This is a genomic window from Agromyces neolithicus, from assembly GCF_039529735.1.
In the GTDB taxonomy this organism is placed as follows: domain Bacteria; phylum Actinomycetota; class Actinomycetes; order Actinomycetales; family Microbacteriaceae; genus Agromyces; species Agromyces neolithicus.
On record NZ_BAAANJ010000005.1, the window covers coordinates 194,392 to 220,403 of the forward strand.

The 26,012-nt window shown below is 68.4% G+C and carries 25 protein-coding genes and 1 pseudogene; 20 read left to right on the forward strand and 6 right to left on the reverse strand.

Translation table 11 applies throughout. The features are described from left to right. Window positions 1–18 precede the first annotated feature (18 nt). The 3 genes from ABD164_RS08455 to ABD164_RS08465 all read right to left on the reverse strand — a co-directional run bounded on the left by ABD164_RS08455 (window position 19) and on the right by ABD164_RS08465 (window position 2,258). Complete coding sequence (locus tag ABD164_RS08455; protein ID WP_344295372.1) at window positions 19–438, reverse strand: hypothetical protein; 420 nt, start codon at window positions 436–438, stop codon at window positions 19–21. A 148-nt stretch (window positions 439–586) separates the two neighbouring features. Then, a complete protein-coding gene (locus tag ABD164_RS08460; RefSeq protein WP_344295373.1) occupies window positions 587–1,621 on the reverse strand; it encodes an o-succinylbenzoate synthase in 1,035 nt (344 codons plus the stop codon). A 46-nt stretch (window positions 1,622–1,667) separates the two neighbouring features. Then, complete coding sequence (locus ABD164_RS08465) at window positions 1,668–2,258, reverse strand: carboxymuconolactone decarboxylase family protein (protein ID WP_344295375.1); 591 nt, start codon at window positions 2,256–2,258, stop codon at window positions 1,668–1,670. A 109-nt stretch (window positions 2,259–2,367) separates the two neighbouring features. Here ABD164_RS08465 and ABD164_RS08470 point away from each other — a divergent pair, with 109 nt between their 5' ends. From ABD164_RS08470 to ABD164_RS08480, 3 genes are all read left to right on the forward strand, one after another. Beyond that, window positions 2,368–3,351, forward strand: coding sequence for a 1,4-dihydroxy-2-naphthoyl-CoA synthase (locus ABD164_RS08470; RefSeq protein ID WP_344295377.1), 984 nt, complete (start codon window positions 2,368–2,370; stop codon window positions 3,349–3,351). A gap of 82 nt (window positions 3,352–3,433) precedes the next feature. Then, window positions 3,434–4,864: an AMP-binding protein gene (locus tag ABD164_RS08475; protein ID WP_344295378.1), complete on the forward strand. Its 1,431-nt coding sequence runs from the start codon at window positions 3,434–3,436 to the stop codon at window positions 4,862–4,864. 63 nt (window positions 4,865–4,927) lie between these two features. Continuing rightward, the gene (locus ABD164_RS08480; protein ID WP_344295380.1) at window positions 4,928–5,929 is read left to right on the forward strand and encodes a 1,4-dihydroxy-2-naphthoate polyprenyltransferase; all 1,002 of its coding nucleotides are present in this window, start codon (window positions 4,928–4,930) and stop codon (window positions 5,927–5,929) included. Window positions 5,930–5,957: 28 nt separating this feature from the next. Here ABD164_RS08480 and ABD164_RS08485 read toward each other — a convergent pair whose 3' ends face one another. Next, window positions 5,958–6,242, reverse strand: coding sequence for a DUF4229 domain-containing protein (locus ABD164_RS08485; RefSeq protein WP_344295382.1), 285 nt, complete (start codon window positions 6,240–6,242; stop codon window positions 5,958–5,960). A gap of 72 nt (window positions 6,243–6,314) precedes the next feature. Between ABD164_RS08485 and ABD164_RS08490 the strand changes: the two genes are divergently transcribed. From ABD164_RS08490 to ABD164_RS08500, 3 genes are all read left to right on the forward strand, one after another. Then, window positions 6,315–6,752 carry a PLDc N-terminal domain-containing protein gene (locus ABD164_RS08490; protein WP_344295384.1) on the forward strand — a complete coding sequence of 146 codons (438 nt, stop codon included), beginning with the start codon at window positions 6,315–6,317 and terminating at the stop codon, window positions 6,750–6,752. Further along, the gene (menD, locus tag ABD164_RS08495; protein WP_344295386.1) at window positions 6,745–8,709 is read left to right on the forward strand and encodes a 2-succinyl-5-enolpyruvyl-6-hydroxy-3-cyclohexene-1-carboxylic-acid synthase; all 1,965 of its coding nucleotides are present in this window, start codon (window positions 6,745–6,747) and stop codon (window positions 8,707–8,709) included. The genes ABD164_RS08490 and menD overlap by 8 nt, the downstream gene beginning before the upstream one ends. A 95-nt stretch (window positions 8,710–8,804) precedes the next feature. After that, on the forward strand, window positions 8,805–9,662 hold the full coding sequence (locus tag ABD164_RS08500) for a polyphosphate kinase 2 family protein (RefSeq protein WP_344295388.1): 858 nt from the start codon (window positions 8,805–8,807) through the stop codon (window positions 9,660–9,662). Between the two features lie 258 nt (window positions 9,663–9,920). Here the strand turns inward: ABD164_RS08500 and ABD164_RS08505 are convergent, their stop codons facing one another. Further along, the gene (locus ABD164_RS08505) at window positions 9,921–11,195 is read right to left on the reverse strand and encodes an isochorismate synthase (RefSeq protein ID WP_344295390.1); all 1,275 of its coding nucleotides are present in this window, start codon (window positions 11,193–11,195) and stop codon (window positions 9,921–9,923) included. A 388-nt stretch (window positions 11,196–11,583) separates the two neighbouring features. Further along, window positions 11,584–11,868: a DUF427 domain-containing protein gene (locus ABD164_RS08510; RefSeq protein ID WP_344295392.1), complete on the reverse strand. Its 285-nt coding sequence runs from the start codon at window positions 11,866–11,868 to the stop codon at window positions 11,584–11,586. Window positions 11,869–11,967: 99 nt separating this feature from the next. Between ABD164_RS08510 and ABD164_RS08515 the strand changes: the two genes are divergently transcribed. The 14 genes and pseudogenes from ABD164_RS08515 to ABD164_RS08580 all read left to right on the forward strand — a co-directional run. Then, on the forward strand, window positions 11,968–12,684 hold the full coding sequence (locus tag ABD164_RS08515; RefSeq protein ID WP_344295393.1) for a class I SAM-dependent methyltransferase: 717 nt from the start codon (window positions 11,968–11,970) through the stop codon (window positions 12,682–12,684). A 733-nt stretch (window positions 12,685–13,417) separates the two neighbouring features. Beyond that, window positions 13,418–14,545: a polyprenyl synthetase family protein gene (locus ABD164_RS08520; RefSeq protein ID WP_344295394.1), complete on the forward strand. Its 1,128-nt coding sequence runs from the start codon at window positions 13,418–13,420 to the stop codon at window positions 14,543–14,545. 40 nt (window positions 14,546–14,585) lie between these two features. Continuing rightward, window positions 14,586–15,974, forward strand: a complete 1,389-nt coding sequence (locus ABD164_RS08525) for an FAD-dependent oxidoreductase (RefSeq protein WP_344295395.1) — start codon at window positions 14,586–14,588, stop codon at window positions 15,972–15,974. 189 nt (window positions 15,975–16,163) lie between these two features. Further along, window positions 16,164–16,976 (forward strand): DUF5677 domain-containing protein, encoded by an 813-nt coding sequence (locus ABD164_RS08530; protein WP_344295397.1) that lies wholly within the window; start codon window positions 16,164–16,166, stop codon window positions 16,974–16,976. A 54-nt stretch (window positions 16,977–17,030) separates the two neighbouring features. Continuing rightward, window positions 17,031–17,681, forward strand: a complete 651-nt coding sequence (locus ABD164_RS08535; RefSeq protein ID WP_344295398.1) for a prepilin peptidase — start codon at window positions 17,031–17,033, stop codon at window positions 17,679–17,681. A 322-nt stretch (window positions 17,682–18,003) separates the two neighbouring features. After that, the gene (locus ABD164_RS08540) at window positions 18,004–18,201 is read left to right on the forward strand and encodes a Flp family type IVb pilin (RefSeq protein WP_344295399.1); all 198 of its coding nucleotides are present in this window, start codon (window positions 18,004–18,006) and stop codon (window positions 18,199–18,201) included. 84 nt (window positions 18,202–18,285) lie between these two features. Next, a complete protein-coding gene (locus ABD164_RS08545) occupies window positions 18,286–18,699 on the forward strand; it encodes a TadE/TadG family type IV pilus assembly protein (protein ID WP_344295400.1) in 414 nt (137 codons plus the stop codon). Beyond that, window positions 18,699–19,691: a pilus assembly protein TadG-related protein gene (locus ABD164_RS08550; protein WP_344295401.1), complete on the forward strand. Its 993-nt coding sequence runs from the start codon at window positions 18,699–18,701 to the stop codon at window positions 19,689–19,691. Before ABD164_RS08545 ends, ABD164_RS08550 begins: the two co-directional genes overlap by 1 nt. A 39-nt stretch (window positions 19,692–19,730) precedes the next feature. After that, complete coding sequence (locus tag ABD164_RS08555; protein WP_344295402.1) at window positions 19,731–20,507, forward strand: CpaB family protein; 777 nt, start codon at window positions 19,731–19,733, stop codon at window positions 20,505–20,507. Further along, window positions 20,507–21,832, forward strand: a complete 1,326-nt coding sequence (locus ABD164_RS08560; RefSeq protein WP_344295404.1) for a CpaE/TadZ family protein — start codon at window positions 20,507–20,509, stop codon at window positions 21,830–21,832. Before ABD164_RS08555 ends, ABD164_RS08560 begins: the two co-directional genes overlap by 1 nt. Next, window positions 21,829–23,421, forward strand: a complete 1,593-nt coding sequence (locus tag ABD164_RS08565; protein WP_344295406.1) for a TadA family conjugal transfer-associated ATPase — start codon at window positions 21,829–21,831, stop codon at window positions 23,419–23,421. The genes ABD164_RS08560 and ABD164_RS08565 overlap by 4 nt, the downstream gene beginning before the upstream one ends. Further along, a complete protein-coding gene (locus ABD164_RS08570) occupies window positions 23,418–24,374 on the forward strand; it encodes a type II secretion system F family protein (protein ID WP_344295407.1) in 957 nt (318 codons plus the stop codon). Before ABD164_RS08565 ends, ABD164_RS08570 begins: the two co-directional genes overlap by 4 nt. Before the next feature lies 1 nt (window position 24,375). Next, a complete protein-coding gene (locus tag ABD164_RS08575; RefSeq protein WP_344295409.1) occupies window positions 24,376–25,248 on the forward strand; it encodes a type II secretion system F family protein in 873 nt (290 codons plus the stop codon). A gap of 229 nt (window positions 25,249–25,477) precedes the next feature. Beyond that, a pseudogene (locus ABD164_RS08580) lies at window positions 25,478–25,834 on the forward strand (alpha/beta hydrolase); the annotation flags it as partial. Between the last annotated feature and the right edge of the window lie 178 nt (window positions 25,835–26,012).

Sequence of the window (26,012 nt, forward strand, 5' to 3'; positions counted from 1 at the left end):
GACCACCGGGGCCGGCTGCTAGAACGGCATCGGGACGCCGCAGGCCTCGAAGCTGCCGACGATGCTCGCGCCGTGTGCGGCGAAGATCTCGTCGATGCCCTTTCCATCGGCGGCCTTCGCCTCGTTGTTCGGGTTGTTCGCGCCGATCGTGCCGCCCGAGCCGTTCGCGCCCTTCACCTTGATCGTGAACGACGTGGGCGATCCCGTCTCTGCGTAGGCGTCGAGCACGCACGACGCGTCCTCCTCGGACAGGCCGAGGGTGAGCTCGGCGATGTGCACCGTGAGCCAGCCCTCGGCGTGGTCGGCGCCGGCGTTGCCGTTCTCGGAACGGTTCGCGTTGTAGCACTCGTGCGCGTAGGCGGCCGCGCCGGTGCCGAGCACCGCGGCCGCGGCGAGCGCGGCGCCCGCTCCGATGTTGATCATGGTTCGCTTGAACATGTGGTTCCTCCGGATAGGTGATGTGCGCGCCCAGTCGAGGCGCGCACGGACTCCACGGTCGCGGCGTCGCCGCCGCGAGGCATCCGTGCTCTCCCTGAGCGCCGGGGCGCAACCGCCCATTCCGATCCCCAGAGTTGGGGGTTGACTTCTACTGCTCGGCAGGTGTTGCGAGCAAGGCATGCGTGCGGCCGAGCCGTTCGATCCACCAGTCGGTGCGCTCGGCGTCGGCGGCGTAGCGGTCGAGCAGCTCGGGGTCGGGGAGCACCCGGCGCACCTCCACGGCACCGTCGACGGGAGCGAGCGGCGCGTGCGAGACATCCGCCGCCAGCAGCGACGCGGTGCCGAGCCCGCAGTCGAAATCGAGCGAGGGAACCGACGCGGCGAGGTGCGCGCCCATTCCGAGGCCGACGCTCGTGTCGAGCGCGCTCGACACCACAACCGGCAGCCCGGTGTGCTCGATGAGTGCGAGCACTCGGCGGATGCCGCCGAGTGGCTGCGCCTTCACCACGAGGATGTCGGCGGCGTCGGCCGCAGCGACCGCCAGCGGGTCATCGGCTCGTCTGACGCTCTCATCGGCGGCGATGGGGATGCCCATGTACTTGGTGCGGATGCTGATCTCGAGCAGGTCGGCGATGCTCGCGCACGGCTGCTCGACGTACTCGAGGTCGAACGGGGCGAGCGCGTGCATGGCGTGCTCGGCCTCGTCGACGTTCCAGCCGCCGTTGGCGTCGACGCGGATTCGGCCCTCGGGGCCGAGCGCTTCGCGCACGGCGCGCACGCGCGCCACGTCTTGCGCGATCGTCTGGTCGGGGGCTGCGACCTTGACTTTCGCAGTACGGCATCCGGGGAATCGGGCGAGCACGGCCGCAACGCTGTCGGGATCGACGGCCGGGATCGTCGCGTTCACGGGAATGCGGTCGCGCAGCATGGGCGGCGTCGGGTGCCAGCCGAAATCGATCGCGGCGGCGAGCCAGGCGGATGCCTCGTCGTCGGGGTACTCCGCGAACGGCGAGAACTCCGTCCACCCCTCGGGGCCCTCGAGCAGCATCGCCTCGCGCAGGTCGATGCCGCGGAACCGGGTGACGAGCGGCAGCGCGACGACGCGGGCGGAGCCGAGCAGTTCGTCGAGGGGCGGCAGAGGAGCGGCGGGCGGCAGGGGTGCGGCGGCGCTGGCGTCGGACATGCACCCATCGTGGCACTGCGCAGGCCGCGGCGCGCTGTCTCCTGCCTCAGGTGCCGGCGACCGGGCGTCCGACGATCATCGAGGCGAGCAGTTCGGGGGCGAACTCGGCGGCGGTCTCGGCATCGAGTTGCGCTCCGGTGGCGTCGAGCACCGCGGTGAAGAAGCATCGAGCGGCCACGGCGAACACGACGTCGGCGATGTCCTTGTCGGTGAGTCCGAGGCTGCGCAGTCGCTCGACGTCGGCGCTCTGGATCGCAGCGGCATCAGTGGCGACGGCGGTCGCGAACTCATAGAGGGCGCGGTCGACCTCACCGAGATTCGCGCCGTCTGGCCGTTCTGCGATCGACCGCATCGTGGCGTCGTCGCCGCACACGTCACGCAGGAATTTCGAGTGCGCCGCCGTGCACGCAGTCGAACGCCGCGCACGCGCCGCGGCGATCGTGACGATCTCGTATCGGCGGCGATGCATGCCGCCCCGGATCGCCAGATTGAGCGTCTGCCAGGCTGCGGCCACATCGGGTCGATGCGAGAAGCTCGCGGCGTAGTTCGGAAGGAACCCCCAGATGCCCCGTTGGGTCTCGTAGTACTCGGCGACCTCGCCGTCGGCGTCGGCCGCAGGCACCCCAGTGATGAACATGCTCTGAGTATCCACCCTCGGGAGATCGCGACGGAAGGTACGCGTCGGGGCGGTTCACCCCACCGGGCCCACGGATGAGTCGGCTCATCGCCCGCAATAGGCTGGACGCATGGCAGCCGAGGTGTCCGAACTGTTCGATGCGAGCGAGTGGGCCGACGCGGCGCCCGCCGTCACCGGCGCAGGTGGTTTCAGCGACATCACGTACCACCACTCGCTCGACGGGCGCATCGCCCGCATCGCGTTCGACCGGCCAGAGGTGCGCAACGCGTTCCGCCCGCACACGGTCGACGAGCTGTACCGCGCGCTCGAAGACGCGCGCACCAATCCCCGCATCGGGGTCGTGCTGCTCACCGGCAACGGGCCGAGCGCGAAAGACGGCGGCTGGGCGTTCTGCTCGGGTGGCGACCAGCGCATCCGCGGCCGCGACGGCTACAAGTACGAGGAGCCCGCCGGTCGAGTAGCGAGCGCCAGCGAGCGTATCGAGACCACCGGCGAGGATCTCGATACGCCTCCTTCGTCGGCTAATCGATCGGCAGGTCTCGGGCGCCTGCACATCCTCGAGGTGCAGCGGCTCATTCGCTTCATGCCGAAGGTCGTGATCGCGGTCGTGCCGGGCTGGGCGGCCGGCGGTGGGCACTCACTGCACGTCGTGTGCGACCTCACGATCGCGAGCCGCGAGCACGCACGATTCAAACAGACCGACGCCGACGTGGGCTCATTCGACGCCGGCTACGGGTCGGCCTACTTCGCCCGCCAGATCGGGCAGAAGTTCGCCCGCGAGGTGTTCTTCCTGGCCGAAGAGTACTCGGCCGAGCGCGCCTACGAGATGGGTGCCGTCAACCGCGTGGTCGCGCACGCCGACCTCGAGCGCGAGGCGATCGCGATGGCCCGCACGATTCTCACGAAGTCGCCCACCGCGATCCGCATGCTGAAGTTCGCCTTCAACGCGGTCGACGACGGCATGGTCGGGCAGCAGGTCTTCGCCGGTGAGGCCACGCGCCTGGCCTACGGCACCGACGAGGCCGTCGAGGGCCGCGACGCCTTCCTCGAGAAGCGCGACCCCGACTGGGGCCCCTACCCATGGCACTTCTAGCGCCGGCGTCGGCGCCGCCACTGATCGTCCCTGGCCCGGTCGGCCCGGTCGGCCCGGGCGACCCAGCACCCGTGGCCCGGCGATGAAGCCGCTGCTGCGAGTCCCGGCATCGGATGTCCCTGCCCTCACCCGCGCGCTCGAGACCGCGCTCGAGGGCGGGCCGGCCGTCTGGCCCGTCCCCGCCCCCGCCTCTACCCCTGCCCCAGCCTCTGCCCGTGCCCCCGCGAACGGTGATGTCGCGCAAATCGCCCCGATCCCGCGAGTGAAGGCACGATTTGCGCGACATGACGGGGGAGCAGTCGGGAGCGGGCGCGGGGCCGGGATTGCCGCTCACGTCGACGACCGCATCGCGCTCGTGGTCGAGACGAGCGGCTCGACCGACGCCCCGAAGCGGGTCGCGCTCTCGGCCGACGCCCTGGTGGCGAGCGCCGACGCCACCCACGACGCGCTCGGCGGCGCCGGCCAGTGGCTGCTGGCGCTGCCCGGCCACTACATCGCGGGCGCGCAGGTGCTCGTGCGCGGCCTCCTCGCGGGCACCCCGACCGTCACGGTGCCGGGCGACCGGTTCGATGCGACGGCGTTCGCCGCGACATCCGCGCACCTGATGCCGCACGTGCCGCACTACACGTCGCTCGTGCCCACGCAGCTCGCCCGCCTGCTCGACGCCGCCGAGCGTGACCCGTTCATCGCGGCCGCGCTCTCCTCGTTCGATGCCGTGCTCGTCGGCGGGCAGGCGCTTGCGCCGGCGATCGCCGAGCGTGCTGCCGCTGCGGGAGTTCGTGTCGTGCGCACGTACGGGTCGAGCGAGACGGCGGGCGGATGCATCTACGACGGCACTCCCATCGGTGACACGCGTGTGCGCTTCGATGACCAGCGCATCGAGCTCACCTCCTCGAGCCTGGCCGATGGCTACCTTGGCGATCCCGAGCGCACGGCCGAGGCCTTCCGCACCGACCGCGACGGCACTCGCTGGTACGTCACCGGCGACCTCGGCGAGCTCACGGCCGACGGGCGCCTGCGGGTGCGCGGCCGCGCCGACGACGTGATCATCTCGGGCGGGGTCAAGGTTGTGCTCGGCGAGGTCGAGCGCGCGGTGCGCCGCGTGCCGGGCTTCGAGCACGCGGTCGCGGTGCGCGCCGCGGACGCCGAGTGGGGCGAGCGCCTCGTCGTCGTGGCCGCCCGAACGGATGTCGCCGACCCATCAGGGTCTCACCCCGCCGACGCCGACGCCGACTCCGACACTGACTCCGACTCCGACTCCGACGCCGACACCGACTCCGACACTGACTCCGACTCCGACACTGATGCTGTGGTGGCATCAGTGTCGGAGTCGCCAGGGCGTGACGAACGAGCCGCGGCATCGGGCGACCTCGAGACCCTCGTCGCGGCGACCGACGCCGCGGGGCTCCCGCCCGCCGCCCGGCCGGTACGGCTCATGGTCGTCGACAGGATGCCACTGCTCGCATCAGGCAAGCCCGACCGCCGGGCGATCGCGGCACTGCTCTCGAGTTAGACGCGGTTTCGAGACGGCGCCGGCGCGCCTCCCCAACCCACGGGCGCGAATTAGCATGGTGTCGTGGCCCGCCCGAAACCCCAGCGCAGCAATCCTGACGACATCAAGGCCCGTGCAGCGACGCACGGCAGATCAGGCAACCCGGCGCGGGCTGCCGCGGGCCGCCCGTCAGAGAAGGTGGTGAAGCCCGCGACCACGGCCGACTGGGTGGCGGGCGCGCGCCTGCGCACGCTTCCGCTCGCGATCGCTCCCGTGGCGCTGGGCACGGGGGCGGGGGTCGTGGCCATTGCCGAGGGCCCGTGGCATCCGGCCCGCGCAGCGCTCGCGCTCATGGTGGCGCTCGCGCTGCAGATCGGCGTGAACTACGCCAACGACTACTCCGACGGTGTGCGCGGCACCGACGAGCACCGGGTCGGTCCGGTCCGCCTCACGGGTTCGGGCGTCGCCAAACCGCGGCACGTGCTCGCGGTCGCGCTCAGCTTCTTCGCGCTCGCCGCGCTCGCCGGGCTCGCGCTGGTCGTCGTCACCGCGCAGTGGTGGCTGCTCGCGGTCGGCGCCGTCGCGATCGTCGCCGCCTGGTTCTACACCGGAGGCAAGCGCCCCTACGGCTACTACGGCCTCGGCGAACTGTTCGTGTTCGTCTTCTTCGGCCTCGTCGCGACCGCCGGGTCGGCGTACGTGCAGGCGCTCACGGTGAATACCGAGGCCTGGCTCGGCGGCGTCGGCGCAGGCCTGCTCGCGTGCGCGGTGCTCATGGCCAACAACCTGCGCGACGTCGCGCAAGACAAGATCGCCGGCAAGCGCACGCTGGCAGTGCTCGTCGGGCCGCTCGCGGGGCGCATCCTGTTCGTCGTGTTCACGCTCGCGCCGTTCGGCATCGCCGTGTTCTTCGCGCCCTTCTACCCGCCGGCGTGGCTCGTGCTGCTGGCGTTGCTGGCCGCACTGCCGGCGTGCCTCATCGTGCTCACCGCCAAGACTCCGCGAGAGCTCATCATCGCGCTGCAGCTCGTGAGCCTCACCGCGCTCGTCTACGGCGTGGGGCTGGGGCTCGCGTTCGCGCTGTGATCAGGTCGGCAGTCGCCGACGGATGCCGCTACTCGGCCGTGCGCTCGTTCGAGGCGCTCTCGACGGCCGCGTCTTCGGCCTCGTCGTCGTCGCGCACGACCGGTGTCTCGCGGTGGCGTGCGGCGTAGAGGTCACTCGACATCGACTCGCGCGGACGGCGCAGGAAGATGAGTGATGCGCTGAGCCCGAACAGCGCGGCGACCGCGGCGGAGATCCACGGATTGACACCGAAGGCGAGCAGCACGGCGAGCGGAACCGCGAACAGCAGGATGCGCAACGCGGTGTACCAGATCCAGACGGGCACGGATTTCACCTTGACATCTTAGGCGGGCTGGCTGAGCACGGCTCCCAGCCAGTACGCCGCTGACGCGCCTAGACTGTCGGCATGGCCCGGCTGCTCTTCGGACTCGGCGTCGCCGCCGTGATCTTCACGATCTACGCCGTCGCCGACTGCGCGTTCTTCGATCGCATGCGCATCCGCGGGCTCGCCCGCGGCTGGTGGATCGTCGTGATCATCTTCGTGCCGATCATCGGCCCCGTGCTGTGGTTCCTCATCGGCCGGGGGCGTCGAGTCGGCTCGGCGTCGGGCGGGCGAGGGCACCCTACGGCTCCCGACGACGACACCGATTTCCTGCGGCGGCTCGGTCAAGACGCCGAGCAAGACGAACGCATCCGCCGTCTCGAGCAAGAACTCGCCGAGCTCGACCGCGAACCCGACACACCGCCCGCCGACGACCAGCACCCGGCCGGGCCCGGCGCGAAGCGCCCCGAGAACCCTGAGACGCCGGGTGAAGCGGGCCCGTCCGGTCGCCCGAATGCCTGATCCGGGCGTGCCCGAGAGCCCGCCCGCGTCGCCCGCTTCGACCGCGCCCGGCGCGGCTCCCCACCCGGCTCCGGGCCCTGCGACCGCGTTCGCCGTCGCGCTGCTCGAGGGGTTCGTGCGTTCCGGCGTGCGTGACATCGTGGTCGCCCCGGGTTCGCGTTCGCAGGCGCTCGCGCTTGCGGCGGCCGAGTTCGAGCGCGCCGGGATGCTGCGCCTGCACGTGCGCATCGACGAGCGGGGTGCCGCATTCCTCGCGGTGGGCCTCGCGATCGAGTCGCGGCATCCGTCGATCGTCGTGACGACGTCGGGCACGGCCGTCGCCAACCTGCACCCCGCCGTGCTCGAGGCGCATCACGCGGGCGTGCCGCTCGTCGTGCTCACGGCCGATCGCCCGGCCGAGCTACGGGGCATCCGGTCGAACCAGACGACCATGCAGCCCGGAATCTTCGCCGGCGCGGTGCGGCTCGAACGCGATGTCGCGGCGCCTGAGGGTGCGGCAGGCGAACCGGATGCCGCTGCCCGCCTCGCCCGCGATGCCGTGGCCGCGGCGCTCGGGTTCGACGGCGGGGGCGCGTTCATCGCGCATCCCGGGCCCGGCCCGGTGCACGTCAACCTGCAGCTGCGCGAGCCGCTGTCGTCGCCGTTCTCGTTCGCCGGCCCTTCCGCCGGCCGAGTGGCGCCCGACGAAGGAGGTCGCGCTCCCGTCGGTCGAGTAGCGCCCGACGAAGGAGGTCGCGCTCCCGTCGGTCGAGTAGCGCCCGACGAAGGAGGACGCGTATCGAGACCTGCCCCCGGTGAGGGTCTCGATACGCTCGCTGCGCTCGCTACTCGACCGACGAGGGAGGCGCAACCCGCAGCCTCGCACGGCGCCCTCATCGAGCCCGGCCCGCGCACCGTCGTGATCGCCGGCGCGGGCGCCGGCCCCGAGGCCGAGGAGTTCGCCCGCACCGGCGGCTGGCCGCTCTTCGCCGAGGTCACGAGCGGCGCCCGCTTCGGGCCGAACCTCGTCGTCGCCTACCGCGACCTGCTGCGTGAGCCGGGCTTCGGCGACCAGGTGCAGCGTGCCGTGGTGTTCGGGCATCCGACGCTGTCGCGTGAGGTTCCGGCGCTGGTGCAGCGCGACGACGTCGAGACCATCGCCGTGGCGCCATCGGGCATCGAGTGGTTCAACCCCGGCCGCCGAGTGCGCCGGTTCGAACGGGCGGTGCATGCGGCGGAGCATCCGCAGACCGACGACGAACGCGCCTGGGTCCGACGGTGGGTGCACGCGAGTCGCACGCTCGTGGCGGCGGGACTCCCCGAGCCGCAGCCGCTCGCCAGCGGCATCGACGAGACCGGGCACGTCGCCGACTTCGCGGCGCAGCGCGAGTACATGAAGGCGCAGCTCGCCGCGGTGCGCGCGCCGGTCACGCGGCGCATGCTCGTCGACGCGGTGTGGGCGGCGACGTGGCCGCACGACCGGCTGGTGTTCGGGGCGTCGCGGCTCATCCGGTCGGCCGATCGCGCGGTGGCCGGGCGGCGCATCACGGTGCACGCCAATCGCGGACTCGCCGGCATCGACGGCACCGTCGCGACCGCGCTCGGCATCGCGATCGCGAGCCAGGCAGATGCCGCGACCCAGGCCGGGGGAGTGACCCGCGCCCTCATCGGCGACCTCACCCTGCTGCACGACGTGGGCTCGCTGCTGATCGGGGCCGGCGAGGCCCGCCCGCGCCTGCAGCTCATCGTCGGCAACGACGGAGGCGGCACGATCTTCGACGTGCTCGAGGTCGCCGGCTCGGCCCCCGCCGATGCCTTCGACCGCGTGCAGTTCACTCCGCAACAGGTCGACCTCGCCGCGCTCGCCGCCGCCTATGGGTGGGCCTATTCGCGCGCTACGACCCGCGGCGAGCTCGACGAGGCGCTCGCAACCCGCATCGCCGGCCCGTCGATCCTCGAGGTGCCGCTGCCGCGCTGACCACCTCCCACCGCGCGGCGCACCTCGACGTGCACGCCCGCGCACGGCAGGATGGAGACCTGCGCGGCGCGGCGCCGCACCGAGGGGAGCGTGTCATGGGCCGGGAGTCGTACTGGGCGTCGGATCCGAGCGAGCTGTTGCGCGCGGGCGAGGGCTTCACGCTCGCCGATGTCGACCCGCACTCGCATCCGGGCTTCGACGGCGACAAGGCCGACGGCGAGAAGGCGCTCGCCGAGGGCGCTGCGATCCTCGCCGAGCAGCAGGAGCTGCTGTTCGCCAACAGCCGCGGGGGCGACGACGAACGGCGCGTGCTGCTCGTGCTGCAGGCCATGGACACCGCGGGCAAGGGCGGCATCGTCAAGCACGTCATGGGCGCTGTCGACCCGCAGGGCGTGCAGCTCGCCGCGTTCAAGAAGCCGACCGACGAAGAGCTCGCGCACGACTTCCTCTGGCGCATCCGCAAGCAGGCGCCCAGCGCCGGCATGATCGGCGTGTTCGACCGGTCGCATTACGAAGACGTGCTCATCGGGCGCGTGCGCGAGCTCGCCTCGCCCGAAGAGATCGAGCGTCGCTACGGCGCCATCAACGACTTCGAGCGCGAGCTCACGGCGGCCGGCACCACTGTCATCAAGGTCATGCTGCACATCTCGCTCGATGAGCAGAAGCAGCGCCTGGCCGAACGTCTCGAGCGTCCCGACAAGCACTGGAAGTTCAATCCCGGAGACATCGACGAGCGCCTGCTCTTTCCGAAGTACCAAGAGGCATACCAGGTCGCCTTCGATCGAACATCGACGACGGATGCCCCGTGGTACGTCATCCCCGCGAACCGCAAGTGGTACTCGCGGCTCGCGGTGCAGCACCTGCTCATCGACGCGCTCGAGGCGATGAACCTCGAATGGCCGAAGGCCGACTACGACGTCGAGGAGCAGAAGGCCCGCCTCGCCGCGAGCTGAGCACATACTCGTCGGTCGAGTAGCGACGGCTGACCAGCCCTCGTCGGTCGAGTAGCGACGGCTGACCGGCCCTCGTCGGTCGAGTAGCGACGGCTGACCGGCCCTCGTCGGTCGAGTAGCGACGGCTGACCAGCCCTCGTCGGTCGAGTAGCGACGGCTGACCAGCCCTCGTCGGTCGAGTAGCGACGAAGGAGCGTATCGAGACCACGTCACCAGGTCTCGATACGGCGCTGGCGCGCCTACTCGACCGACGACTCCCTACCCGCCGAAGGCCTCGACGATCGGCCGGAACTTCATGAGCGTCTCTGCGAGCTCATCGGCGGGCTCCGAGTCGTGCACTATGCCGCAACCGGCATATGCTGCGACCGCTCCCGACGGCTCGACCTGCGCGCAGCGCAGCGCGATCGCCCATTCGCCGTCGCCGCCGCCGTCGATCCAGCCGACGGGACCGGCGTAGCGGCCGCGATCGAAGCCCTCGAGCTCGGCGAGCACGGCCAGCGCGACCGGTCGCGGCGTGCCCGCGACCGCGGCCGTGGGGTGCACGGCGCTCACGAGGTCGAGCGAGCTCGACCCGTCGCCGAGGGTGCCCTTGAGGTCGGTGGCGAGGTGCCACAGGTTCGGCAGCTGCAGCGTGAACGGCTCGGGACTCGCGTCGAGCCGTGCCGTGTGCGGCTCGAGTCGCTGCACGGCGCTCGCGACGGCGAGCGCGTGTTCGGCCAGGTCTTTGTGCGAGGCCGACAGCGCGACCGCTCGCTCGCGATCGGATGCCTCGCCCGCGCCTCGTGACGCCGTGCCCGCCAGCACGCGCGCCGACACCGTGCCGTGATCGACGCGCACGAGGGTCTCGGGGCTTGCGCCGATGAGTCCGTCGACGGCGAACACCCAGGTGTCGGGGTAGTCCTCGGCGAGCCGGTTGATGACGGCGCGCAGGCCGTCTTCTTCGTGCAGCTCGCCCACGAGCTGCCGCGCCAGCACGACCTTCTCGAGTTCGCCGGCGTCGATGCGGCGCACGGCCTCGGCGACGTTCGCCTCGTAGTCGGGTGGCGGCACCGCCCCCGGCTCGAAGGTCACGCGCGGCACGCGCCGCTTGGGCGTCGGCTCGGGAATCTCGAGGGGAGGGAACGCGTCGCCCGGGACATCCGATTCGCCCGCCGACCCGGCCACCGATTCGGCCAGCGCGATGCGCGTCACCCAGTCGCGCCCCTCGCGGCGCCCGAGCACGAGCGACGGAACGACGAGCACGCTCGTCGCCGCGGAGTCGTCGGCGAACGCGATGGCGCCGAAGGCGACGAGGCCGGTGCCGGGCAGCCCGACGCGGTCGTCGACGCTCGCCATGGCGGCGAGCGAGCGCCAGGCGGCGGCGGCGTCTTCGATGCGGGTCGGCCCGCTCGTCTCGATGCGCAGCACCTCGCCGAGGCCGACGATGCCCTCGCCGCGCCGCATCCAGAGCAGGGGGTGCCGGGGGTCGGCCCGCGGGATCAGCGGCGCGAGCTCGTCGACCGGCTCGGTGCGCACGACGAGCTTCTGGTTCACCGCACCAGCCTACGACTGCGTCGGCCCGGTGTTCGTCGGTCGAGTAGTGCCCGACGAAGTCGGACGCGATCGAGACCAGCGCTACTCGGGGTTTCGATACGGCGCTGCGCGCCGACTCGACCGGACAGCTCGTCGGTCGAGTAGCGCCCGACGCAGGAGGACGCGTATCGAGACCAGCGTGACTCGGGGTCTCGATACGGCGCTGCGCGCCTACTCGACCGGCGCTGCGCGCCTACTCGACCGGCGCTGCGCGCCTACTCGACCGGACAGCTCGTCGGTCGAGTAGCGCCCGACGCAGGAGGACGCGTATCGAGACCAGCGTGACTCGGGGTCTCGATACGGCGCTGCGCGCCTACTCGACCGGCGCTGCGCGCCTACTCGACCGGCGTTACGCCGCGACGACGTCGACCCCGTGCCAGAAGGCGACGTGGTCGCGGATCTCGGCTGCGGCCTCAGACGGTGTCGCGTAGTACCAGGCCGCGTTCGGGTTGCGCTTGCCGTCGACCTCGACGTGGAAGTAGTTCGCCGTGCCCTTCCAGTGGCACACGCTGCGGTTGTCGCTCGGAGCGAAGTACTGCGGGTCGATCGACTCGCGCGGAAAGTAGTGGTTGCCCTCGACGACGACGGTTTCGTCGGATTGCGCGATCACGGTGCCGTTCCAGATTGCCTTCATGTCAGCATCAACATGACCGAGCGCGAATACATTCCTTTGCATAGAAAAGCGAAGAAACCTCACAGAACGAGCGGATGTCCCGCGCCGTAGACTCGACCCATGACACGCGCTGACCTCGGTAAGGATCCGCACGAGGTCTCGGCGATGTTCGACCGGGTGGCGGCCAGGTACGACCGCACCAACAATGTGCTCTCGGTGGGCAACGCCCCGTTGTGGCGGGTCGTGACGACCAAAGCCGTCGACCCGAAGCCGGGGCAGCGCATCCTCGACGTCGCGGCCGGAACGGGCACCTCGAGTGCGAGCCTGGCGCGGTCCGGGGCATCCGTCGTCGCAGCCGACTTCTCGCCGGGCATGATCGACGTCGGCCGCCGGCGGCAGGCGCACGTGCCCAACCTCGTGTTCGTCGAGGCCGACGCCACGAAGCTGCCGTTCGACGACGCGAGCTTCGACGCAGTGACGATCTCGTTCGGGCTGCGCAACGTGAACGAGCCGAAGCGGGCGCTCGCCGAGTTCTTCCGCGTGACCAAGCCCGGAGGGCGGCTCGTGATCTGCGAGTTCTCGACGCCGCCGGTGCCGTTCGTGCGGTTCGGCTACAACGCCTACCAGCGCTACGTGATGCCGCCGCTCGTGCGCCTGTCGAGCTCGAACGACACGGCATACGACTACCTCAACGAGTCGATCAACGCGTGGCCCGACCAGCGCACGCTGGCGGGGTGGATCCGCGAGGCGGGGTACGTCGATGCGGCCTGGCGCAACCTCACCATGGGCGTCGTCGCGTTGCACCGTGGCACGAAGCCGCACCCGCCGGTCGAGTAGGCGCGCCAGCGCCCCACCCGCCGGTCGAGTATGCGCGCCCGCGCCGTATCGAGACCACGCGACCGGGTCTCGATACGCGTCCTCCTTCGTCGGGCGCTACTCGACCGGCGCCGCACCCGTCGGTCGAGTAGGCGCGCCAGCGCCGTATCGAGACCACGCGACCGGGTCTCGATACGCGTCCTCGTTCGTCGGGCGCTACTCGACCAGCGCCGCACCCGTCGGTCGAGTAGGCGCGCCAGCGCCGTATCGAGACCACGCGACCGGGTCTCGATACGCGTCCTCCTTCGTCGGGCGCTACTCGACCAGCGCCGCACCCGTCGGTCGAGTAGGCGCGCCAGCGCCGTATCGAGACCACGCGACCGGGTCTCGATACGCGTCCTCCTTCGTCGGGCGCTACTCGACCGGCGCTCGCCGGTCGAGTAGGCGCGCCAGCGCCGTATCGAGACCACGCGACCGGGTCTCGATACGCGTCCTCGTTCGTCGGGCGCTACTCGACCAGCGCCGCACCCGTCGGTCGAGTAGGCGCGCCAGCGCCGTATCGAGACCACGCGACCGGGTCTCGATACGCGTCCTCCTTCGTCGGGCGCTACTCGACCGGCGCTAGCCGCCGGTCGAGTAGGCGCGCCAGCGCCGTATCGAGACCACGCGACCGGGTCTCGATACGCGTCCTCCTTCGTCGGGCGCTACTCGACCGGCGCTACTCGGCTGACGACTCCCCGGTAGGCTTGTCCCCGTGAATCCGACCCACCCGGTCGCCCGTCGCGGCTCGGCCCTCGCAGCCAACCTGGGCCTGAGCGAGCGAGTCTTCGCCTCGGCGGCCGACAAGGCGATGGCGAAGGCGATCGACGACGGCATCGAGCGCGTCGAGGCCGGCCTGATCGACGAGGTGCGGTTCGCCGACTCCATCGCCGACGTGTCGACGCGGTACCTGCTCGAGGCCGGGGGCAAGCGCGTGCGGCCCATGCTCACGCTGCTCACGGCGCAGTTGGGCGCGGGCATCACCGACGACGTCATCACGGCGGCCGAGGCCATCGAGATCACGCACTTGGGCAGCCTGTACCACGACGACGTCATGGACGAGTCCGACCGCCGTCGCGGCGTGCCGTCGGCGCATTCGGTGTGGGGCAACTCGGTCGCGATCCTCACGGGCGACCTGCTGTTCGCCCGCGCGAGCCAGCTCATGGCGAAGCTCGGCGAGCGGGCCATCCGCATGCAGGCCGACACGTTCGAGCGGCTCGTGCTGGGCCAACTGCACGAGACCGTCGGCCCCGGCGAGGGCGACGACAAGATCGCGCACTACATCAAGGTGCTCGCCGACAAGACCGGTTCGCTCATCGCGGCGGCGGCGCAATCAGGCCTGGTGTTCTCGGGCGCCGACCCGGCGTACGAGAAGCCGATCATCGAGTTCGGCGAGAAGGTGGGCGTGGCGTTCCAGCTCATCGACGACGTCATCGACCTTTCGCCGCAGCCTGAGGCGACCGGCAAGGTTCCGGGCACCGACCTGCGCGCCGGGGTGGTCACGTTACCGCTGCTGCGGCTCGCAGAGCTGGCGAAGACCGATGCCGCGTCGGCCGACCTGCTGCGTCGCATCGAGCGCGACGTGGTCACGGTCACGGCGGTCGCGGCCGACCTCGGCGACCCGCTCGACACGAACACCATGGCGTCGCGCATCGTGCCGTCGAAGGCCACGGTCGATGCGATCGTCGCCGAGCTGCGCGAGCACGAAGCCACGCGCGCTACGCTCGCTGAGGCCCACCGTTGGGCGCGCGAGGCCGTCGACGCGCTCGCACCGCTGCCCGAGGGCGGCGTGAAGAAGGCGCTCACGCGCTTCGCCGAGACCGTCGTCGAACGGCAGAGCTGACCCGGCGCTCAGCCGAACAACCAATAGGGAGACACCCCACGTGACGAGGAACAAGCTTCGACTGGCGATCGTCGGAGCCGGCCCGGCCGGCATCTACGCCGCCGACATCCTGCTGAAGGCCGAGCGCAACTTCGACGTGTCGATCGACCTGTTCGACCACCTGCCGGCGCCCTACGGGCTCGTGCGCTACGGCGTGGCGCCCGACCACCCGCGCATCAAGGGCATCATCACCGCGCTTCGCGAGGTGCTCGACCGTGGCGACATCCGCATCTTCGGAAACGTGCGCTACGGCGAAGACATCACCCTCGACGACCTCAAGAAGCACTACAACGCCGTCATCTTCTCGACCGGCGCGGTGCGCGACGCGTCGTTGAACATCCCGGGCATCGACCTCGAGGGCTCATACGGCGCGGCCGAGTTCGTGAGCTGGTACGACGGGCACCCCGACTTTCCGCGCACGTGGCCGCTCGAGGCCAAGCAGGTCGCGGTCATCGGCAACGGCAACGTCGCCCTCGATGTGAGCCGCATTCTCGCCAAGCACGTCGAAGACCTGATGCCCACCGAGATCCCCGCCAACGTGGCATCCGGTCTCGCCGATTCGCCGGTCACCGACGTGCACGTCTTCGGCCGCCGCGGACCGACGTCGGTGAAGTTCACCCCCCTCGAGCTGCGTGAGCTCGGCGAGCTGCGCGACGTCGACATGATCATCTACGACGAGGACTTCGACTACGATGACGCCGCCCGCGCCGCGGTCTCGGGCAACAAGCAGGTCTTCGTGATCGACAAGGTGCTGAACCAGTGGCGCCAGCGTGAGGTCGGTCAGGCGTCGCGGCGGCTGCACCTGCACTTCTTCGCGAAGCCGCTCGAGATCGTGGGCGACGGCAACGGGCGTGTCGGCGGCATCCGGTGGGAGCGCACCGCGCCCGACGGCGAGGGTGGCGTGGTCGGCACCGGCGAGATCCGCGAGCTGCCCATCCAGGCGGTGTATCGCGCCGTCGGCTACTTCGGCACGCCGCTGCCCGGCATCCCGTTCGATCGCGAATACGGGGTGATCCCGAACCACGAGGGCCAGGTGCTGATCCACGACGCCGAGACCGGCGAGTCGCGCCAGATGTACGGCGTCTACGCGACCGGGTGGATCAAGCGCGGCCCCGTCGGCCTCATCGGCCACACCAAGAGCGACGCCATGGAGACCATCAAGCACGTCATCAACGATCTCGGCAACTGGTGGCGGCCCGAGTCGCCCTCTGAGGAGTCGGTGGTCGAGATGCTCGAGTCGCGCGGAATCCGCTACACCGACCTCGACGGCTGGCACCGCCTCGACGAGCACGAGCAGGCGCTCGGGTCGGCCGAGGGTCGCGTGCGCGTGAAGGTCGTGCCCCGCGACGAGATGGTCGACATCTCGGTCGGGGACATCTCCGCGGGTTGAGGAGGCGCGCCACGTTCGTCGGTCGAGTAGGCGCGCCAGCGCCGTATCGAGACCTCGTGGGTTGAGGAGGCGCGCCAGCGCCGTCTCGAAACCCGGTGGGTCGAGTAGGTCGCGAAGCCTCGGTGGGTTGAGGAGGCGGCCAGCGCCGTCTCGAAACCCCGGGTGGACTGACTCCCCTAGGATCGCGTCGTGACTCAAGACGTGGACGGCGACTATCCAGCACCTGGCGAATCGATCGCCGTGCTCAACCGACTTCTCAGAATGTGGCACGCTCACGACGGTGGGGCGAGCATTCCGCTCCTCGATGGAACCAGCCTGCCGGCGCTCGCGATCCACGTCCAAGTGGAGCACGTCGCCGAACTGACCGAGTCGATCATCGAACTCATTCGCCACAACGTCTATCTGTCGACTGCGCCGCTCTTCAGGTTGAGCATGGAGTGCGCGGTGAACGCAGTCTGGTGGGCTTCGGACCCAGCAAGAGTACGAGCGTCGGTGCATGAAGCCGCTCGCCAAAGTGATCTTTTCGTGAGGTCTGTGCGGCGTGTGCAACCGGGCGCATTCAGTGACAGCGCGGGGATGACGGAATCGATCAAGGAGTTCGCGCGCTTCGCGAGCCTGGACGCGAGGGTCTTCGAACGTCGCTGCAGGGCGATCCAGGGTGGAGCATGGATCTACCCGCGTTACCGCCTCCTCTCAGAGAGTTCCCATGGCGGAATCGCGCTACTGAGTGAGTACTCGGTGCATGGAACGCGTACGGCGACGAATCCCGACGGTCTCGCTCTCGTCCAGCGTCCGCACTATCGCCACCTTGAACTCGCCCTTGAAACCCAGGTCATCTTGTTCGCCCTCGCGCTTGCAGCCTGGGAATCAGTACTGCCCGATCATCCGGATGAGACCGAACTCTTCGAACTTGCCAATGACCTCGGTTTCGGCGACTTGCTTCAGACGGCGATCGGGCGACCGTCACCAGGTGTCACCGGCACTCCACAAGACGCAGGCTGAACACCTGTTTGCGCATGGAGACAGGTGACCCGTATCACCCGCTACCCTCTCTTCATGCCCTTGATCGTATATACGCTGCTCGCTGCCGCCGTCGGTTTCGCCCTCGGCTGGTGGCCGCTGGCAGCGTGGGCGTCACATGCGATGAACGACGAGCGGATGTCCCAACGAGCCATCCGCATCTCATCGGCCATTATCACCGCGGCGACATTCGGGCTGATCACGTGGCGATTCGATGTTTCGTGGCTCATGCCGGTGCTGCTGGTGTTCGCGGCTGCCGCGACTGTGCTCACCGTCGTCGACCTTGCCGAGAAACGCCTGCCGAACGCGGTGATCTTCCCGACCCTGGCCGTCGTCGGGATCTTGCTCGTGCCACCCACTTGGGCTCTCGGAACCTGGATCCAGCTCGTCTGGGCCGTCGTCGGCGCTGCCGCGATGTTCGCGGGCTACTTCATCCTCGCGCTCATCTCGCCGGCGTCGATGGGCATGGGCGACGTGAAGCTCGCGCTCGTGATCGGCCTGCTGCTCGGGTGGTTCGGGCTGAGCGCCTGGCTCATCGGGCTCTTGGCGGCGTTCGTCGTGGGGGGAGTGATCGCGCTCGTCGCGCTCACGCTGCGGCGGGTGACGTTGCGGGGCTCGATCCCGTTTGGCCCCTCGATGCTCGCCGGGGCCCTCATCGCCGTGCTCCTCGTCGGCGCTGCGGGTTGAGGAGGCCCCTTGGTGGGTTGAGGAGGCCCGCCAGGGCCGTCTCAAAACCCCTGCCGGTTGAGGAGGCCCGCCAGGGCCGTCTCGAAACCCGTGCCGGTTGAGAAGGCCCGCCAGGCCGTCTCGAAACCTTCCGGACCGAGTCCCCAAAAGGGGGGACAAATCGCACCAACTTCCGCGACTTTCCGCCACTCTGTCGGCGGAGCCTACTCCGCCCCCGAAAGGGGGCATCGCTTTCCATGCGAATACACAGTTACTGTCAATCACGTTGTCGGCCCTGCCGGCCGCTTTTTTTGCATCAACCCGAACCGTAAAGGATCCTGCAATGCTGAAGGCATACACGGCCGCGAAGGCCCGTCTCAACTCCCTCCGCACCGAAGAAGAGGGCGCGACCGCGGTCGAGTACGGCCTCATCGTCGCGCTCATCGCTGCGGTCATCGTCGGCATCGTGGCGACCCTCGGCGGCCAGATCAACACCGCGTTCACGGAGGTCAGCACCGCCATCACCGGCGGCGGCGCCTGATTCGACTTCCGACGGAGTGGCGGACCGCGAATGCGGTTCGCCACTCCGTCGCATTCCTGCGCAGCATGTTCGAGAGGGAACCCCATGGCGAAGCGACGATCACGTGAGCGTGGCGCCGCAGCCGTCGAGTTTGCGCTGATACTCCCGATCCTGCTCGCCGTCGTGTTCGGAATCGTCGAGTTCGGCTGGACCTTCGGTCAGCAGGTCTCGCTCGGCAATGCGGCTCGTGAAGCTGCGCGGACGATGGCGATCCATTGGGCGGAGTCCGGTGCCGATGCGGAGGCGATCAGCGAAGGGCTCGCGGCGGCACCACTCACTCCCGACGCGACGATCACGTTCTCGTCGATGGAGTGTGCACCGACCAATCCCGACGACGTCCCGCTCTCGGTGACGGCGGTGGCATCGCTTGAAGCTCCCGGGCTCACCGGCTGGTTCAACTGGCTCATCGCGCCAGGACGGGTTCTCACGGCAGAAAGCAAGATGATATGCGGCGGTTGATGCAGCAGCTTCGCAATGACCGTGGCGCGAGCGCCGTGCTCACGGTGATCCTGCTTGTTCCGATCTTCGGCATGGCTGCGATCGGCGTCGATGTCGGCATGCTCTACTACGAGCGCGCCCAGTTGCAGAACGCCGCAGACTCCGCGGCACTCGCCGTCGCGACGAAGTGCTCGGTAAGTCGCTGCCCTTCGAGCGGGAACACAGCGATCGCCTCGAGTTTCGCCAACGGCAATGCAAAGGACGCATCCGTCGCGATCGATGCTCAGGAGATCGACCCGGCAGCGCGTACGGTGCGGATCGATGTCAGCACGCTCAACGTTGACGGCACGACGGCGCCGTATCACCCGTTCGCGGCGGTTATCGGAGTGAGTGACAACGACCCGGTGACCGCGACCGCTACGGCGCAGTGGGCTGCTGGTGACATCACCCTCCCGCTTGCAATAACGACCTGCGAGTTCGACATCACCGCGGCAGGTGACGGGCTCCTTCACTGGATCACCTACGACACAAACAAGGAATGCAAAGGCAACCCAGCGGAGCCCGCTGCAGTGGGTAGCTTTGGTTGGCTTGAGCTGATGGAGGATGCCGACGGGAATCCGGTCGGCTGCGTCGCTGATATCGCTTCCGACGGCTCCGCTGAGAGCGACCCCGGCAATCCCGGCATCCCGAACATTCCCGTCTGCCACGCCGCCTTCACCGAATCCCTGTCAGGGAGAACGATTTACATCCCGCTTGCCGACTACAAGATCGGCGACCAGCCAGGGGGCAAGGCAGTTTGGCACATCAAAGAGTTCGCCAAGGCCACCTTGCACTCCTGGGCGTTCAGCGGCGGGTCGAATCTCCCGCAGGTCTTCGACAGGACGCGGCGCGACATCGACAACCTGAATTGCACCGGCAGCTGTCGTGGCGTCCTCGTCGAGTTCCAGGAGTACGTGCCCGTCGGATCCGTGCCCGGTACCGATGTCTCGACCACCGTCAGCTTGATCAATTAGCGCCCCGACCCTCGCCCCGGCCCGAAAGACCCGCACACAATGAAGACCCGAATCATCGGCGCGATCATCGCGCTCATCCTCGCCGTCGTCGGCGCGTTCTTCCTCGTCACCTATGTGAGAGGCGCTGACGCGCGTGCACAGGAAGGCGCCGAACTTGCCGATGTCTATGTCGTTGCCGAGGAAATCCCCAGCGGCACGACGGGTGAGTCCGTCGGTGATTTCGTCGAGCTCGATACCGCACCGAAGCGGAACATTCCGGAAGGCGCGGTGACCGATCTCTCCGAGCTCGATGGTCTGGTGGCCGACGGCAAGGTGTTCGTCGGAGAGCAACTGTTGCAGGCGCAGTTCATCGACCCCGCTGTGAAGGCATCTCGCGGAGACGTCGACGTCCCGGCCGGGATGCAGGAGGTCAGCTTCGCCCTCCCCGTGCAGCGGATGGTCGGCGGTGCGATCCGCGCAGGAAGCAAGATCGGCCTCGTCGTCACGAAGTACGAGGTGGGCGTCGACATCAAGGATGCGACCCCGACGTTCGTGCCCGAGTCGCAGTTCTCGTTCAATGGAGTGCTGGTGACCAATGCGCAAATCGGCGAGAACGTGAGCGACGGCGACTCCTCAGACAAGGATGAGACGAGCGGTGACACGATCCTGCTGACCGTGGCGCTCGCCACCCACGATGCCGAACGGCTGGTCTGGGCGATGGAAGGCTACGAGCAACAGGGCGACTACATCCAGTACGTCGGTGTCTGGGCCACCCTCCAGAACGATGCAACCGATGTCTCCGGTTCCTCCCCCGTCAACGAGAGCACCTTCAGATAGTGCCCCCGTTCGTCCTGGTCAGCCGTTCCGCCGAGTATGAGACCCGCATCCGGGCTCTCCTCGGCGAACGGCTCGCCGTAGTTCCGGGAGAGTTCCTCACGTTCGGTCCGGAGGCCGTCATGAGCCGAGTGCCTGAGCAGCCGAGGATTGCTTTGCTCGGGCCCGTGCTCAACTTCGAGGAGACGAAGGGCCTCGTTGACGCGTTGACCGCGAAACACCCCGACCTTGGGCTGATTGTCGTGCGAGAGCAGCGCTCAGATCTTGAAGACTGGGTCGATGAACTCGCGCTGCATGCAGTCTTGAGCCCTGAGGCAACCGATGACACTACGATGGCCCTTCTCGATCGGCTCGCGGACTGGTTGATCATGAACGATCGGGCTGGAGCCCACGACTTCGATGCTCCGCTCGCTCCCGAGATTAACCAAATGCCGCTCGTCGACCTGGCGGATCCCGATGAATCGACGGGAGACGTCGAGGTCGAGGTCGACCTCGACGTCGATGTACAACCAGAGCCCGAGCCCGCTGTGCCGGGATGGGAATTCCCACCGCTCGACTCAGGACAGGCCGCCGAGGCCATTGCCGTGGTCGCGCCGAAGGGCGGCCAGGGAAAGACGACACTCGCCATCAACGTCGCCGCCGGCCTGGCAAAGGTCGCTCCCAACTCGGTCGTGCTCATTGATAGCGACTTGCAATTCGGCGACATCACCGCCGCCCTCGACCTTGCGCCAGAGGGCACGATCGTCGAAGCAACGTCGGATGCGGCGATCGACGAACTCATTCTCAAGACCACGTTGACCCACCACAAAGGGGACTTCTTCGTGGTGGCGAGCGCGCGATCCCCGGAACTCGGGGATTCAGTCTCGCCTGAATCCCTCGCTCGACTGATCGAGCAGCTGCGCGGCATCTTCCGATTCGTCGTGATCGATACGACCCCGGGTCTCGGTGAGCACAGTCTCGTCGCGCTCGAACACGTCACGGATGCGATCTTCGTCTCGAACCTCGGCGTACCCGCGCTCCGCGGGCTCCGAACCGAACTCGAAATGCTGCGTACCCTCGGGCTGCTGCCCGCCAACCGTCGCATCGTGGTGAATCAGACCGAGAAGAACGTCGGCCTCACTGTCAAGGACGCGGAGCGCATCCTCGGCACCCCCGTCGATATCGAAGTGCCGCGCTCGACCGCCGTGCTGCTCGCCAGTAACAAGGGTGTGCCGCTCATCGACGACGACCCACGCGACCCGGCTTCGCGTGCCCTCCGCGCTCTGGTAGCGCAGATCGCGCCCGAAGCCGCAGATGCCCGAGCACAGAAAAGGCGGCGATCCGCATGAGCCTGTATGAACGTCTCAACGCCCGCCGGAACGGGCCGAATGCGTCGGCGCCCGCTCCCGGCTCCCCGACCGCTCCGCCCCCGCTGGTTTCGATCGAGGAACAGCTCGGGCTCGACCGACCGTCGTCCACGCCCGAACAACCTGCATGGCAGCCGCCATCCGGAGGCGCGGCACCCGCGAGTTCCGCGTCGACGGCGCAGCCGACGAGCGACGCGTCCATCATCGACGCATCAGCGGGAACCGACTCGCCGCCGACCGTGGCCGCGCCGAGTGCTCGAACGCCCATCGTCGACCCTCTGGCTGCTGTCAAGGAGAAGGCGGCGCAGGAACTCTTCGGTCGTATCGGCTCACGACTGAACGACTCATCGCTGACTGAGGCGCAACTTCACGAACTTGCCCGCAAGGAGCTCGCCGAGATCGTCGCTGGCGAGCAGATCGCCCTCACCACGGCCGAGCGCAATCGACTTATCGACGACATCGGCGCCGACGTGCTCGGGTACGGCCCGCTCGAGCCGCTGCTCGCCGACCCCAGCGTGAGCGAGATCATGGTCAACCGATTCGATCGGCTCTATGTCGAACGCAACGGTCGACTGCACGAGACCCCGTATCGCTTCACCGGGGAGCCGCAGTTGCGGCGCGTCATCGAGCGCATCGTCGCACGGGTCGGGCGCCGCATCGACGAGTCGTCGCCGCTCGTCGACGCGCGACTCGAAGACGGTTCGCGCGTGAACGCCATCATTCCGCCGCTCGCGGTCGACGGAGCCTCGCTCACCATCCGAAAGTTCGCCGGCACTCCGTACACGGCAGAAGATCTCATCAATTTCGGCAGCATGACGCGCGAGGTTACGGCAATCCTCGACGCGGCTGTGCGTGCGAAGATGAATGTCCTGGTCTCGGGCGGTACCGGCACCGGCAAGACCACTTTGCTCAATGTGCTCTCAGCGTTCATCCCGGGCGACGAGCGCATCATCACCATCGAAGATGCGGTTGAACTGCAACTGCAGCAGGAGCACGTGGTGCGACTGGAGTCGCGCCCGGCCAACATCGAGGGACGCGGTGAGATCACGATCCGCGACCTGGTACGCAACTCACTGCGCATGCGCCCCGACCGCATCGTCGTCGGTGAGGTGCGCGGCGCCGAGTCACTCGACATGCTGCAGGCCATGAACACCGGCCACGAAGGCTCGATCTCGACGCTGCACGCCAACTCGCCGCGCGACGCAATCAGTCGCATGGAGACGCTCGTGTTGATGTCGGGAGTAGAGCTGCCGCTGCGCGCGATCCGCGAGCAGATCGCCTCCGCGATCGACGTGATCGTGCAGATCGGCCGTCACAAAGACGGCGGTCGTCGCATCACCCACATCACCGAGGTGCACGGAATGGAGGGCGAGATCATCACCCTGCAGGACGCATTCACGTTCGACTACTCGGCCGGCTACGACCACGAGGGGCGGCTGCTCGGACGCCTGCGCCCGACCGGCGTCCGCCCGCGCTTCGCCGAGCGAATCGCAGACGCTGGCATCACCCTGCCGATGTCGCTGTTCCAAGAGCAGATTTTCGACGATCCATACCTAGGCGAGATCCGATGAACCCCGTACTGCTCGTCGGCGGCATCGCTCTCGCGCTGGTGGCGCTGCTCACGTTGATCTTCTTCACGATCGCTCCGCCGGCGCCGCGCGTCGCCCGTCAAAGACGACTCGCGCCCGGGGAGGAACACGTCTCTGGGCTCACGCGCCTCACCCAGCGCACAACCGAGGCACTTGACTCCGCCGCCGCGAATCGAAGGCGCCGATTGTTCGGAGCGGAAGAGCTTGAGCTTGCCGGCATCAAGACAGAGCCGTCGGGCTTCACCATTTTCGTGTTCGCGGCTTCCGCAGTGCTCGCATTGCTCGGCGCGCTCGTCGGCCTCACGAGTGGCACCTCGATCTGGCTTGCGCTGCTCTTCGCGGTGCTCGGCCCGGTGATCGTGAAATTGGTCGTCGTCGCGCGAACGTCGGCTCGGCGCGCGAAGTTCGGTGACCAGATCGACGACCTCGTACAGATGATCGCAGGCGGACTGCGGGCCGGTCATGGCCTCAATCGCAGCTTCTCCGCGGTTGCGGCCGAGGCTGAGGCGCCAGCGTCGGAGGAACTGGCGCGTGTCGTCAACGAAACTCGACTCGGTCGGCCGATGGCCGACGCGTTGCACGCGATCGCAGAGCGAATGCGAAGTACCGACTTCGAGTGGGTGGCGCAGGCGATCGCAATCAATCAGGAGACCGGTGGCAACCTCGCAGAAGTGCTCGATCAAGTCGGCAAGACGATCCGCGAGCGCAGCCAGATCCGCCGCCACGTGCGAGCCCTGAGCGCCGAGGGCCGACTGTCGGCGATCATTCTCGTTGCGCTCCCGATCGGTGTGTTTTTGTTCCTTCTCGTGGTGAATCCGAGCTACGTCTCGTTCTTCTTCACGAACCTGATCGGCATCATTGCATTGATCGTGGCGTTCATCCTGCTTGTCGTCGGCACGATCTGGGTGTCGTTCTCGGTGAAGGTGAAGTTCTGAGATGTCGAGCGTCATAGTGATCATTGCCGTCGTCACCGCAGTGTGCTTCGGCCTCTTCGTCTTCCTGCTCTTCCCCAAAGCTGCGAAGCGAGATGAAGCCGATGAAGGTGCTGTCGTTGTTTCGCAGGTCGGACCGGTGCAACAAGGGTCGATCGGTGCTCGACTGGTCGCCGTGGCACCGACGGGGTACATCGGCTGGCTCGAGAAGCAGATCGTCTACGCCGGTCGCCCGAATGGCTGGACTCCGAATACATTGGCGGTCTGGAAGATCGTGCTGCCGATCGTCGCGTTGGTGCTGGGCCTGCTCGTGCTCACACGCACCGGCCCGCAACCGCTCCTGCTCTTCCTCGCATTCTTCACGACGGTGCTCGCCTTCTTCCTGCCCGACGTGCTCATCAACTCGCGCGCGCATGACCGCCAGGAGGCCATCAATCTTGCACTGCCCGACACGCTCGACCAGATGACGATCGCCGTCGAGGCGGGTCTCGGCTTCGACGCGGCGATGGCGAAGGCCGCTCGCGGCGGAAACGGGCCGCTGGCTGAGGAGCTCGTGCGCGTACTGCAGGACATGGCAATCGGTCGCACCCGTCGTGACGCGTTCCATGAACTCGAGCAGCGTACGAGGTCTGAAGACCTGCGTCGCTTCGCCCGAGCCGTCGTGCAGGCTGACGCCTACGGCATCGCCCTGGGCGATGTGTTGCGCATTCAGGCCAGCGAGATGCGCCTCAAGCGACGGCAGCGTGCAGAAGAGCAGGCGCAGAAGGTGACGGTGAAGATCCTCTTCCCGCTCATCTTCTGTCTGCTGCCTGTGTTGTTCATCGTGGTGATGACACCGGCCGTTGTCGGCATCATTCAGGCGTTCAGCCAGACCTGAACAGGGCAGCATGCTCGGCTTCCTGATGCTCGCAGCGCTCGGGTAGTGGATGGGCTCGAGATGGTGGCGGGCGCTGCTCGTGTCGTCCGCCGGGATCGTCGGGCTCATCCAACTCCAGTCCCAGGACAACGGGCCGATCCTTGCCCTGGGCGGGACGCCTCGATCGGGAACCTCCGCTCGATAGGCTGACCTGACAACCCGGGGAGGTGCCGCGGCGGTGAGTGAGGGGCTGCACGTCGACGACCAGTGGCGCCCCGACGTGCTCGGCGAGGGGTTCGAGCAGTTGACGCTGCCGCTCGGCGACGACGATGAGGGTGAGGTCGTCGCGACCCTGGTTCGTCACCGGCCCCGCCGCAGGCGGTGGTTCTGGCAGGCGCGGGGAGCGGCATCCGATATCGATGTGCTTTACGTGCACGGATGGAGCGACTACTTCTTCAACCGCGCGCTCGCCGAGTTCTTCACGAACGCGGGCGCCCGCTTCTTCGCCCTCGACCTGCGCAAGTACGGCCGCAGCCTGCGCCCCGGGCAGACCCCCGGCTACGTCACCGACCTCGCCACCTACGACGCCGATATCGACCCCGTTCTGGGGGAGTTCGCCTTCGGCGAATCGATTTGTTTGCGACGCATCGGCGTGCCATGATGAATCACATAACTCCCCACCGTCCTCCGGGACTGGTGGGGCTTTTTCTTACCCTGAAGCGACGATGCCCGACCTCAATGCTGCCGTCATCATCGATTACCAGAACGTACATTTGACGGGTGCC